An 11,761-nucleotide genomic window follows, 5' to 3' on the forward strand; every position below is an offset into this window, starting at 1 on the left:
TGGAATTTAAATGTGCGTGACGAATACCTTAGAGTCCAGCAAAACCTCTGGGAGATTCGACATGACGACGTTGCATTGGGTGGGTTTGCTGGTGCTGGCGGTGATCGCCGGCGCGGTGGTGCCGTTTCAGAGCGCGATCAACGCCAACCTCGGGCGCGGGCTTGGCCACCCGTTGTGGGCCACCCTGGCCTCGTTGCTGGTGAGCATCATCGTGCTGCTACCGGTGATCCTGGCGCTGCGCCTGCCGTTGCCAAGCCTGGCCTTTATCAGCAAAGCGCCGCTGTGGATGTGGGCCGGTGGTGCGTTTGGCGTGTGCTTCATTTCACTGGCGTTGATGCTGCTGCCCAAGCTGGGCGCATCGGGGTTTATCGCGCTGGCCATGGCCGGGCAGATTCTCGCCTCGCTGCTGCTCGATCACTTCGGCCTGTTCGGCCTGGTGGAGCGCCAACTGACAACGCCCCGCGTGTTGGGGGCGTTGTTGTTGATCGGCGGTGTGGCGTTGATTCAGTTCAGCGCCACACCGGCCCGGACCTTGGCAACGGCGGGCTGATCAGCCCTTGTCGAGGGTGCGCAATTTTTGCGGCAAGCCCCACAACAAGAGGGCCGCCGCCAACAGCGCACACACACCGATCACGTACAGCGCTGGTGTGGTACTGCCGGTCAGGTCCTTGATGCGCCCCACCATCACCGGGCTGACGATGCCGCCGAATTGCCCCAGCGTATTGATCACCGCGATGCCGCCCGCCGCACCTGCTCCGGCACCGGCCAGCAGCTTGGGTGGCAAGGTCCAGAAGGTTGGGATCGAGGCGATGATGCCGGCTCCCAACATGCCCAGGGCGATGATCAGGAAGGTGGTGTGGTCGGCAAAGATGCCGGCGCTGAAAAAGCCCACGGCACCGAGCAACACCAGGCCGCTGACAAACTTGCGTCGCTCGCCGGTAGCGTCCGACAAGCGCCCGATCACTACCATGCTGATCGCACCACATACATAGGGAATGGCCGTGAGCAAACCAATCATCACCGGGCTCTGGGTGCCGGCGCTGCGGATCAACTGCGGTGCCCAGAAGTTGAGACCGTAGGACGCGACCTGGATCAGGAAGTAGATAAAACCAAGCATCAGGAAACCGGGAATACGGATCGCCGACAGCAGCGAACCGCCGTGCGAGTTCGGCTCATGCTTGGCGATACGGCTCGACAGCAAGGCCTTCTCCGCCGTTGTCAGCCAATGGGCGTCTTCGATGCGGTCCTTGAGCAGGGTCAACACCATCAAGCCCAGGCCGATGCACGGCAAGCCGCCAAGCAGGAACAACCAGTGCCAGCCACGCATTTGCAGCACGCCGTCGAGGTGCTCCAGCACCAGGCCGGAAAACGGTGCGCCTACCAGCCCGGCAAAGGCCGAGGCCAGGAACAGCATCGAGGTGATGCGTCCACGGAAGTGTTGGGGAAACCACAGCGTCAGGTAATACAGCACGCCCGGCGCGAAACCCGCCTCCATGGCACCGATCAGAAAACGCAGCGCATAGAACTGCCACTCGGCAGTGACAAACACCATGGCCGCCGTGGCCAGCCCCCAGGACATCATGATCCGCGCAATCCAGCGCCGGGCGCCGACCTTGTACAGCATCATGTTGCTGGGCACTTCGAAGATCACATAGCCCACCACAAACAACCCGGCCCCCAGGCCGTAGGCGGTGTCGCTCAGGCTCAGGTCGGCCTGCAGCTGGAACTTGGCGAAGCTGATGTTGATCCGGTCAAAAAACGCGAACAGGTAGCACACCATGATCAGTGGCATCAGGCGCCAGGCGACCTTGCTGACCAGGGTTTTTTCCGCGTCAATCTCATCAGCCGTGCGCGCGCCGGCCTCTAACGTATTAGTGCTCATGGTTTCTCTCCAGCGGGCTGCTCACAGGCGCCCGATTGTTTTTGTTGTCTGGTGCGGCGTTACAACGTGGCGATGTACGCCGGTGGCGGATGCAGGTCGCAGTTGCGCCCGGCCTTGGCCACCTGGCCGGGTAATTCATGGCCCAGCAGGGCCGGCAAGCGGCGAGACATGTCCAGCAGGTGCGGCAGGTCGATGCCGGTGGGAATGCCGACTTCGTCGCAGAGGTTCACCAAGTCTTCGGTGCAGATATTGCCCGACGCACCCGGTGCAAACGGGCAGCCACCCAGGCCGCCAAGGGCCGCGTCAAAACGGCGGGCACCGGCTTCATAGGCGGCCAGCACATTGCATAGACCCAGGCCCCGGGTGTTATGGAAATGCAGGGTCAGGTCGCTGGCGGGCACACGCTCCAGCACGCGTTTTACCAAGCGCGCTACCTGACGCGGGTTGGCCATGCCGGTGGTGTCAGCGAGGCTGATGCCCGGTATTCCCAACGCCAGGTAAGCGTCGACAATGTGCAGCACGCGGTCTTCATCAATCTTGCCTTCGAACGGGCAACCGAAGGTGGTGGCGATGCTGCCGTTGAGGCTCACCGGATGCTCGGCGGCAAAGCTGACAATGTCGCCAAACGCCGCCAACGACGCTTCGCAACGCATGCGCATGTTCGCCAGGTTGTGGGCCTGGCTGGCGGACATCACCAGGTTCAGTTCATCGGCGCGGGACTCGATGGCGCGCTGAGCGCCCTTGAGGTTGGGAATCAGCGCCACGTAGATCACACCCGGCGTGCGCGTGATGCCCTGGAACACCTGCTCGCCATCGCGCAGCGCCGGGATGGCCTTGGGCGAAACGAACGAGCCGGCTTCGATCCGCGAAAATCCGGCCTGGGACAGCCCGTCGATCAGGGCGATCTTGTCAGCGGTTTCAACCCAGGTCGGTTCGATCTGCAGGCCGTCACGCGGGGACACTTCCTGCACGATCAGCGCGTCGGAATAATCAGTAATCATTGCACCACTCCCGCGGTTTTCAGGCGTTGGATATCGGCGCCGGTCAGGCCCAGGCTGCCGAGGATATCGTCGGTGTGCTGGCCCAGGGTCGGCCCTTGCCAGTTCACGCCACCCGGAGTTTCGGACAGCTTGGGCACGATGCCCGGCATTTTCACCGACACACCACCCGGCAGCTCGGCAGTGAGCAACATGTCGCGCGCCTGGTAGTGCGGGTCGCTGACGATATCAGCCACGGAGTAAATGCGCCCGGCCGGCACTTCGGCAGCTTCCAGGGCGCTGAGCACCTGGTCGATGGGCAAGCTGCTGGTCCAGTGGGTGATCGCCGCGTCGAGCAGACCGCTCTTGGCGGCGCGGCCATCGTTGTGGGCGAACTCGGGCGCGTCGGCCAGGTCGGCGCGGCCGATGGTGGTCATCAGGCGCTTGTAGATCGGGTCGCTGTTGCCGGCGATCACCACATAGGCGCCGTCGGCGGTGAGGTAGGTGTTGGACGGCGCAATGCCGGGCAACGCCCCGCCGCTGCGCTCACGCACATGGCCGAGCATGTCGTATTCGGGCACCAGGCTTTCCATCAGGTTGAACACGCTTTCAGCCAGGGACACATCGACCACCTGCCCGTCGCCCTGCCCGGTCTTGACCCGCAGCAGCGACATCAGCGCGCCGATCACGCCGTGCAATGAAGCCAGGGAATCACCCAGGCTCACGCCAACCCGCGCAGGCGGTGAATCCGGGTTGCCGGTGGTGTAGCGAATGCCGCCCATGGCCTCGCCGATGGCGCCGAAGCCAGGACGGTCGCGGTAAGGGCCGGTCTGGCCGTAGCCGGAGATGCGCACCAGGGTCAGCTTGGGGTTGATGGCCTGCAGCACATCCCAGCCCAGGCCGAGCTTTTCCAGGCCACCGGGACGCAGGTTTTCAATCAGTACATCGGCGTCGCCGAGCAGTTGCTTGATCAGGTCCAGGCCTTCCGGGGACTTGAGGTCCAGGGCCAGGGACTTCTTGTTGCGCGATTGCAGGTACCACCACAGCGACGTGCCTTCGTGCAGCTTTCGCCATTTGCGAAGCGGGTCGCCCTGGCCCATGGCTTCGATCTTGATCACCTCGGCGCCAAACTCGGCCATCAGCCGGGCGGCGAACGGCGCGGCAATCAGGGTGCCGATCTCGATCACCTTGATACCGCTCAGGGGAGCCGTCATGGGGTGTACCTCTTGTTCTTGGAATGTGGGGCCAAGACTAGAGGGCAGTGCCAGGAGAAATCCAACCGTCAGTTGGCAACGAGCGTTCGCCAAACACGAACGATCAGGGAATCATCCGTAGGAGACGACTTACCGGCGATGGCAGCCTCAAGCTTTGCGCCGATTTCGAGGCCGCCATCGCCGGCAAGCCGGGCTCCTACAGATGACCGCATTCCCCTGTGGGAGCCGGGCTTGCCCGCGATGAGGCCGACAGGGTTTCAATTACACCTGCGCGTTGCGCAGGTAGTCGAAGAGCAGGCGGCTCACCGGCGACAATTGCGCCTCATCGCGCACCACCAGGATCAGGCTGCGGTCCGACCAGGCATCCGTCAACGGCACCGCGTGCAGGCCCAGCGCCCGGCCGAACAGCTCATAGGCTTTTTGCGGCAGGATACCGATACCCATGTTCGCCTGGACCATCCGGCACATCGCATCAAACCCCGGCACATGAATGCGCAGGCGCAGCATCTTGCCTGCCTCGCGCGCGGCCGCGTGGGTGCGCATGTTGATCGAACTGGCGGCGTGCAAGCCGACGTAATCGCTGTCCAGAGTCTCGTCGAACGCCAGGCTGTCGCGCGTGGCCAGCGGATGATCGGCGGGCATCAGCACCACCAGTTTGTCGAGACGGTAGGTCACGCCGGGTAAGCCTTTGGTGTCGGTGTCACTGGAGCAGATGCCCAAGTCGGCCACGCCATCAAGCACCCCTTGCACCACGCCGTTGCTGGGGCGCTCTTCCAGATCGGTTTTCACTTCGGGGTGCAGTTGGGAAAAGTCCCGCAGGTCTTCGGGCAGAAACTGAATGATCGCCGACAAGTTGGCCAGCATCCGCACATAACCACGTACGCCGTGGCTGTGCTCGCCCAGCTCCAGGCCCATTTTTTCGACGTTGAACAACATCTGCCGGGCGTGATGCAACAGGGTTTCCCCGGCGGCGGTCAGGTCCATGCCCTTGGCACGGCGCACGAACAGGCTCACGCCGAGCACTTGCTCCAACTCCATCAAGCGCTTGCTGGCCGCCGACACGGCAATGGCTTCGCGGTTGGCGGCACGGGTCAGCGTGCCTTCTTCATACACCGCGACGAACAATTGCAGCGTAATCAAATCAAGACGGCGCACCAGGCTCTTGTGCAACATCAGTGACGCTCGTCAGCCAAGCGATTAATCCCGGCCTGTTCCACCACCGGCTGCGGCGCGCCCACGCTCGCCGCCTGCAACATCGCCCGGCCGACGGTCTCGGTGCTCACCACCCAATCCGGTTTGATCCGGCGAAAGAACGACAGCAACGGCCCGAGCACGGTATAGAACGACTGATACAACGGCGTCTTCGAACGCACGCCATGCAACGGCTGGATCACCCCCGGCCGGAACAGGTATACCGCCTTGAACGGCAGGCGCAGCAAGGCGTTTTCAGTCTTGCCTTTGACCCGTGCCCACATCGACTTGCCGGCTTCGGAACTGTCGGTGCCAGCGCCTGACACGTAGATAAACGTCATCTGCGGATTGAGCCGCGCCAGCGTGCTGGCCGCGACCAGCGTGAGGTCGTAGGTGAGGTGGGTGTACTTGATCTCGTTCATCCCGGCCGAAGAAACGCCGAGGCAGAAGAAGCAGGCGTCGAAGCCTTGCAGCAGGTTTTCCAGTGGCTGGAAATCCAGCATGTCGCTGTGCAACACCTGATGCAGCTTGCCGTGCTCCTGGGTCAACGGCGTGCGGCCGACGGCGACGACTTCCTGGACATCGGCAGCCAACAGGCACTCACGCAGCACGCCTTGGCCGACCATGCCGGTGGCGCCGAATAATAGAACTCTCATCAAGTACTTCCTTCATCCAGCCAGTTTTGACTACCCAACAGTCAGATCTTTGAAGGCCATCATCACATTCGGCCATTCAGTTGACACCTTACTCAATCTGGTGCAGTTCGACCTCAGTAAATAGCGTGACGCTTGCACTATTTATCCACAACACAGTCAGGTGCGTCCTTGCGTAAACCCCATCAAACAATATCAAAACAATACCCATTAGCCATCAGAAATGTAGGAACCTACTCACGCCGAAACCATCATCCTGAGTAGTTTGCATGGGAAACGCCTGACTTATTTTATAAAAAATTCCCGCTACTGTTTTCCATCTCTCCCCAAGGACGAATAAAAAATGGAAAACACCCGACAACTTAATAAATTTTCCAACTATAAAAAAATAATCGGCATCTCCGACAATGATTGGCATTCGGCTAAAACAGGTCGAATTAGCGAACTAAATGTCGTCGTAAAAAAATGCAACTACCTTACAGATCAATTTGGACGTGAACTCCATCACTTCTGCACCACTTCATACCTTGGCCTTGATTACCACCAAGACATATTGGAAGGCGCCATAAACGGATTAATAACAGCAAAGACACTTCGCATTGCCAATTCAAAAAATCGATGCAAGCTTCAAATGCTTGAACAGTATGAAGTCGAACTATCGAGTCTTTTCAAATCGACCTGCCTAAGCACTTTATCCTGCAGCGCTGCTAGTTCAGGATTACTGCCTCTACTTGCCAGTGGAGCGCTGACCAATGACTGCCCACCTATTATGATATTCGACAAACACTCTCACTACTCAATGAACCATATCAAAGCTTCTTGCGCAGATGAATCTGAGGTAGTAACAGCTCCTCACAACGACATCTCCTTCATTGAAGAAATTTGTAAAAAGCGCAAAAATGTCGCGTACATTGCGGACGGCCTCTACAGCATGGGCGGTAAGGCAGATATTGATGGGCTGCTCCATCTCAAGTCTCGCTATGGGTTATTTCTTTACCTCGACGACTCACACGCGCTATCGGCATTCGGCGAGCAAGGAAGCGGGTTTATACGACCACAACTGAAAGAGCTAGATGATCGAACATTAATCGTAGCCTCTCTCGGAAAAGCATTTGGCGCAAGCGGTGGTTTGATAATGTTCGGAAATGAAAAACAAAAAAACTTAATGTATCGATACGGCGGCCCCAGCAACTGGTCCCAAAGCCTAAATTCAGCAGCTATCGGCGCTGGCTTAGCGTCAATAAAAATCCATCGATCGGCAGAACTACCCGCACTCCAAGAAAAGCTCCTCGCCAACATCCAGTTATTTGACAGCCTCATACACACGGAGCAACACAACACCAACACCGCAGTTCGCTTAATGAACTGCGGAACGGCTGAAAAAGCGAACGCGCTTGCCATACAACTCGCAGACAGCGGCTTTTTCACTTCGGCCGTATTTTTCCCTGTGGTTCCAAAAAACAAAGCTGCCATTCGAATAACGCTCCGAGCAGACATGGAATACGAAACGATATATTCATTTTGCTCAAAACTATTGAGTCTGATAGAGGAAAACAAAATCACAAACTAGCCTGAGGCTTTCACGCACTCAGAAAAATTACGTGCTCTATGGATTATCCGATAGTCTGGTTTAATTTTATCCACTCAACATTTTCAGTGATGGATGACTTTCGTTGAAAAAAACCGCGATCCTCACCCTCGCCTGCTGCGCCGCCTTCCTCGGCCAAGTGGGCATCAGTAGCTACTTGCCCGCAGTCCCGGCCATCGCCCATTCTCTGCCCGCTGCAGAGGATCAGGTGGCGCTCGCACTCGCGATCTATTTGGCGGGCATGGCATTGCCAATGCTGTTATGGGGAAGCCTGGGTGAACGATTTGGCAGGAAGCCCGTACTGCTCGCCGCACTGGCGCTGTATGCGTTGGCGAGTGTGGCGATTCCATCGGCATTCAACATTGAGTCCTTTCTGTGTTTACGGCTGATCCAAGGCCTGGGCGCCGGGGGCGTTTCAGTGATGGCGCGCGTCCTGGTGCGGGACAGTTTCAGCGGCGCCTTGCTGGCCAAGGGTTTGTCGTGGCTGGGGATGACGTTTGTGATCGCGCTGGGTATCGGCCAGTTCATGGGGTCGATATTGCAGCTGGCGTTTGGCTGGAAAGCGATCTTTTATGCGTTGACGACCGGGGCTTTGGCGTTGATGGTGGTGTTGCAGCGGGTCACGTTCCCGACCTTGGTGAAGGCTGACTCGCCAGAGTCTACGTGGCGCATCTATACCAAGATTGTGCAACATCCGCCCTTTCTGCACGCGGCGTTGGCCGGTGGGCTGGGTTATGGGGTGATCATTGCGTTTAACACCTGCGCGCCGCTTATCTTGCAGGGGCATTTCGAATGGAGTGCGACGCAATATGGCTGGCTGGGGTGGCCGATCAGCGGGGCGTATTTGGCGGGGGCGTTGATGGTCAATCGTTTCGTTGCCCGCACGGGGCGGTCGACGATGATGAACTGGGGTGTGACGCTGGTGTTTCTGGGCACCGCGGTGATGCTGCTGGGCAGTGTGTTTGCCAGCGGGCTCGCAGTATTGCTATGGCTGCCGTATTGCCTCGCCGTGCTGGGCCAGTCGATGAGTTACCCGATCAGTTTGTCACTGGCCAACGATGAGTCGCCGGTAGGTGGCTCTTATGCGATGGCACTCAGTGGTTTTATGCATCAAATGATGGCCGCGCTGATTGGTGGCCTGGCAAGCCTGCTGGTAACCGCGCAGGCCTGGCCGTTGGCGCTGATGTGCATGGCGCTGGCGGGCGGCGCATTCGCGTGCGCCGCCCGATGCAGGTCCGATCAGAACGCGCTGCGAAAGATCTCCTCGATCTGACGTTGATCCGCGCGCCGCGGGTTAGTCAGCCCACATGCGTCCTTCAAGGCATTGGTGGCCAGCAGGGGAATGTCCTGCAATTTGGCCCCCAGTTCCCGCAGGCCGGCCGGGATCTCGACGTCGTGGGACAAGCTGCGGATCGCGGCGATGGCGGCTTGCGCGCCCTCTTCCGGGGTACGGCCCTTGATGTCGGCGCCCAATGCGCGCGCCACGTCGCTCAGGCGTTTGGCGCTGACGCTGGCATTGAAGCTCTGCACATGGGGCAGCAACACGGCGTTGCACACGCCGTGGGGCAGGTCATACAGGCCGCCGAGTTGGTGGGCCATGGCGTGCACGAAACCCAGGGACGCGTTGTTGAAGGCCATGCCGGCGAGGAATTGCGCGTAGGCCATGTTTTCCCGCGCGGCCTTGTCGCTGCCGTCGCGGACCGCCAGGCGCAGGTTGGCGCTGATCAGTTCGATGGCCTTGATCGCACAAGCATCGGTGATCGGCGTGGCGGCGGTGGACACGTAGGCTTCGATGGCGTGGGTCAGGGCGTCCATGCCGCTGGCGGCGGTGAGGCCTTTGGGCATGCCGACCATCAGCGCCGGGTCGTTGACCGACAGCAGCGGCGTGACGTTGCGGTCGACAATGGCCATTTTCACGTGGCGGGTCTGGTCGGTGATGATGCAGAAGCGGGTCATCTCGCTGGCGGTGCCGGCCGTGGTGTTGATGGCCACCAGCGGCAGTTGCGGCTTACTCGATTGATCGACGCCCTCGTAGTCGCCGATGTGCCCGCCGTTGGTGGCACACAGGGCGATACCCTTGGCGCAGTCATGGGGCGAACCGCCGCCCAGGGACACCACGAAATCACAGGCGCTTTGCTGCAACAGCGCCAGGCCGTTCTCGACGTTCTCAACCGTGGGGTTGGGTTTGGCGCCGTCGTAGATCACCGAGTCGATGTCCTGCATGGCCAGTTTCTCGGCGATCATGGCCGCCACGCCGGCCTTGGCCAGGCCGGCGTCGGTGACGATCAGCGCCTTGCGAAAACCATAGTTGCGGATGGCGGTCATGGCTTCGTCGAGGCAGTCGATGCCCATGATGTTCACGGCGGGGATGAAGAAGGTGCTGCTCATGGTCAATCCTCAGAGGCGTTATGCCAACAGAATCCACCTCTACCGCGCGGCGTATCTTGATCAGGATCAACGCCCGCTCGTGATAAAGTCACCGCCCAGCCGATTTCGAGTAGACCCGCCGCAATGAAGGATTTCCAGGATAGTGACGCCCACCTAGAAGACTGGAATGCGCTGCGCAGCGCCGTCGACTTCAGCGCGATTTTGATCGGCAACGGTGCCAGCCGTACGATTTGGGAAGACTTCGCCTACGACTCGCTGTTCGAAAACGCGCGCACCGTCGAAGAAAAACCCCTGAGCCAGTCCGAGCTGAGTGTGTTCGACGCCCTGCAAACCCGCAGTTTCGAGCAGGCTTTGGGCGCGTTGAAAACCACCAGCCGGGTCAACAAGGCCCTGGCCGTCAGCTCGGCGGCGCCGCGTAATCGCTACTACGCGATCAAGGAAGCGCTGATCAACACCATCCACAGCGTGCACATTCCCTGGCGCCTGGTGCAGCCGTCGACATTGGCGACGATCAACGCTGAACTGGCGCGCTACGCTACGGTATTCACCAGCAACTACGACTTGCTCAACTACTGGGCGATCCTGCATACCCCGGGCATTGACGACCTGTTCCGCAGCGCCGACACCAGCTTCGACCTGCGCAATACCCGCACCGAAGCAACGCGCATCCTCTACCTGCACGGTGGCCTGCACCTGGTGCGCAACCTCGACGGCACCGCACGCAAATTGCCGTCCACCGACAGCACCCTGCTCAGCAGTTTTGCCATCAACAACACGCTCAAGACCCTGGACGATGTGCCGCTGTTTGTCAGCGAGGGCAAGGTTGAAGAGAAGCTCAAGACCATCCGCAGTTCGGATTACCTGTCGTTCTGTTATGAGCAGTTGCTGACCCATGAGGGGGCGCTGTGCATTTTTGGCCATGAGCTGGGCGCGCAGGACAAGCACCTGGTGGACGCGATTCGCCAGGCGAATGTATCGACCTTGGCGATCTCGGTGTCGGGGCGCAGTGACGGGTTTATTCGTCAGCAGAAGCGGCGGTATTCGGCGTTGTTCGAGGGTACGGGGGTGGAACTGAGGTTCTTTGCAGCACGCACCCATGCGCTGGGCAACCCTGCACTGTCCGTCCCTGTCGAACGCTGATCTCACGGGCGATTTCGCTCAACTGTGGGAGCTGGCTTGCCTGCGATAGCGATCTGTCAGTTAACCATGTGCAAGCTGGCCCACCGCTATCGCAGGCAAGCCAGCTCCCACAGTGGATTGCATTTCAGGTCATTGGCGTAGTCAGTCTTCCGAGCTGTGGACTACGACTAGCAGCTGCGCCTGAACATCGCCCACCGAACGCAGGCGATGAGGCTTCTGCGCATTGAAATGCAGCGCATCACCGCGTTCCAGAATCACCCGTTCGTTCATGAAGTCCACCTCCACCCGGCCTTCATGCACGAACAGAAACTCTTCCCCCACGTGCTCCTTGAAGGTCTTGTCGGTGAACTCCGCCGGCGGGTAGATGATGAACGGCAGCAGGCTGCGCTCGCTGACCTGGTGGGCGAGCACTGCGTAACCCGGCGAGGTGTCGGGGCGTTCGTGGCTGCGCACCAGGCTGTAGCTGTCGAGGCTGACACTGTCTTCGCTGAACAGCTCCTCCACCTTCACGTTCAAGGCCTTGGCCAGCTTCAGCGCGGCGGCAATCGACGGCGTATTGAGCCCGCGTTCGACCTTGGACAGGTAACTCTTGGTCATCCCGGATTTTTCAGCCAGGGCTTCCAGGGTCACGCCAAGTTTTTTTCTCAATAGTTTCAAACGGATAGACATGTGCTGCGGTTAATCCCTGCAGAAAGGCAAGAGCCATGCTTGCCAATGATACAAAGTGT

General features: G+C 59.7%; 11 protein-coding genes. 4 read left to right on the forward strand and 7 right to left on the reverse strand.

The window, feature by feature from the left end; genetic code table 11:
- The first annotated feature begins 61 nt into the window (after window positions 1–61).
- Window positions 62–550, forward strand: a complete 489-nt coding sequence (locus HX792_RS28545) for a DMT family transporter (RefSeq protein WP_176999216.1) — start codon at window positions 62–64, stop codon at window positions 548–550.
- Here HX792_RS28545 and HX792_RS28550 read toward each other — a convergent pair whose 3' ends face one another.
- The 5 genes from HX792_RS28550 to HX792_RS28570 form a co-directional block, all read right to left on the reverse strand.
- Entirely contained in the window at window positions 551–1,882 is a 1,332-nt protein-coding gene (locus HX792_RS28550) for an MFS transporter (protein ID WP_176999217.1), read from the reverse strand. It lies immediately after the preceding gene.
- 59 nt (window positions 1,883–1,941) lie between these two features.
- Window positions 1,942–2,883 carry a hydroxymethylglutaryl-CoA lyase gene (locus HX792_RS28555; protein WP_176999218.1) on the reverse strand — a complete coding sequence of 314 codons (942 nt, stop codon included), beginning with the start codon at window positions 2,881–2,883 and terminating at the stop codon, window positions 1,942–1,944.
- Window positions 2,880–4,073, reverse strand: coding sequence for a CaiB/BaiF CoA-transferase family protein (locus HX792_RS28560; protein WP_176999219.1), 1,194 nt, complete (start codon window positions 4,071–4,073; stop codon window positions 2,880–2,882). The genes HX792_RS28555 and HX792_RS28560 overlap by 4 nt, the downstream gene beginning before the upstream one ends.
- 261 nt (window positions 4,074–4,334) lie before the next feature.
- Entirely contained in the window at window positions 4,335–5,246 is a 912-nt protein-coding gene (locus tag HX792_RS28565) for a LysR family transcriptional regulator (protein ID WP_176999220.1), read from the reverse strand.
- Window positions 5,246–5,920 (reverse strand): NAD(P)H-binding protein, encoded by a 675-nt coding sequence (locus HX792_RS28570; RefSeq protein ID WP_176999221.1) that lies wholly within the window; start codon window positions 5,918–5,920, stop codon window positions 5,246–5,248. The genes HX792_RS28565 and HX792_RS28570 overlap by 1 nt, the downstream gene beginning before the upstream one ends.
- Window positions 5,921–6,260: 340 nt before the next feature.
- Between HX792_RS28570 and HX792_RS28575 the strand changes: the two genes are divergently transcribed.
- A complete protein-coding gene (locus tag HX792_RS28575; RefSeq protein ID WP_176999222.1) occupies window positions 6,261–7,487 on the forward strand; it encodes an aminotransferase class I/II-fold pyridoxal phosphate-dependent enzyme in 1,227 nt (408 codons plus the stop codon).
- A gap of 103 nt (window positions 7,488–7,590) precedes the next feature.
- Window positions 7,591–8,778 (forward strand): MFS transporter, encoded by a 1,188-nt coding sequence (locus HX792_RS28580; protein ID WP_176999223.1) that lies wholly within the window; start codon window positions 7,591–7,593, stop codon window positions 8,776–8,778.
- On the opposite strand, the gene yiaY is transcribed toward HX792_RS28580, so the two are convergent.
- Entirely contained in the window at window positions 8,745–9,893 is a 1,149-nt protein-coding gene (yiaY, locus tag HX792_RS28585) for an L-threonine dehydrogenase (RefSeq protein ID WP_176999224.1), read from the reverse strand. The genes HX792_RS28580 and yiaY overlap by 34 nt on opposite strands.
- A gap of 123 nt (window positions 9,894–10,016) precedes the next feature.
- On the opposite strand from yiaY, the gene HX792_RS28590 reads away from it, so the two are divergent.
- Window positions 10,017–11,033: a DUF4917 family protein gene (locus HX792_RS28590; RefSeq protein ID WP_176999225.1), complete on the forward strand. Its 1,017-nt coding sequence runs from the start codon at window positions 10,017–10,019 to the stop codon at window positions 11,031–11,033.
- Window positions 11,034–11,174: 141 nt separating this feature from the next.
- Here the strand turns inward: HX792_RS28590 and HX792_RS28595 are convergent, their stop codons facing one another.
- Window positions 11,175–11,702 carry a helix-turn-helix domain-containing protein gene (locus HX792_RS28595; RefSeq protein WP_176999226.1) on the reverse strand — a complete coding sequence of 176 codons (528 nt, stop codon included), beginning with the start codon at window positions 11,700–11,702 and terminating at the stop codon, window positions 11,175–11,177.
- Window positions 11,703–11,761: the final 59 nt, after the last annotated feature.

This window comes from Pseudomonas sp. B6002, from assembly GCF_013385985.1.
Classification (GTDB): Bacteria; Pseudomonadota; Gammaproteobacteria; order Pseudomonadales; family Pseudomonadaceae; genus Aquipseudomonas.

Excerpts from the sequence above, each read along its gene's own strand:
- HX792_RS28590 (WP_176999225.1), top strand. The coding sequence starts at position 10,017 with ATGAAGGATTTCCAGGATAGTGACGCCCACCTAGAAGACTGGAATGCG.
- HX792_RS28545 (WP_176999216.1), top strand. The coding sequence starts at position 62 with ATGACGACGTTGCATTGGGTGGGTTTGCTGGTGCTGGCGGTGATCGCC.
- yiaY (WP_176999224.1), bottom strand. The coding sequence starts at position 9,893 with ATGAGCAGCACCTTCTTCATCCCCGCCGTGAACATCATGGGCATCGAC.
- HX792_RS28575 (WP_176999222.1), top strand. The coding sequence starts at position 6,261 with ATGGAAAACACCCGACAACTTAATAAATTTTCCAACTATAAAAAAATA.
- HX792_RS28555 (WP_176999218.1), bottom strand. The coding sequence starts at position 2,883 with ATGATTACTGATTATTCCGACGCGCTGATCGTGCAGGAAGTGTCCCCG.
- HX792_RS28550 (WP_176999217.1), bottom strand. The coding sequence starts at position 1,882 with ATGAGCACTAATACGTTAGAGGCCGGCGCGCGCACGGCTGATGAGATT.
- HX792_RS28570 (WP_176999221.1), bottom strand. The coding sequence starts at position 5,920 with ATGAGAGTTCTATTATTCGGCGCCACCGGCATGGTCGGCCAAGGCGTG.
- HX792_RS28560 (WP_176999219.1), bottom strand. The coding sequence starts at position 4,073 with ATGACGGCTCCCCTGAGCGGTATCAAGGTGATCGAGATCGGCACCCTG.
- HX792_RS28565 (WP_176999220.1), bottom strand. The coding sequence starts at position 5,246 with ATGTTGCACAAGAGCCTGGTGCGCCGTCTTGATTTGATTACGCTGCAA.
- HX792_RS28595 (WP_176999226.1), bottom strand. The coding sequence starts at position 11,702 with ATGTCTATCCGTTTGAAACTATTGAGAAAAAAACTTGGCGTGACCCTG.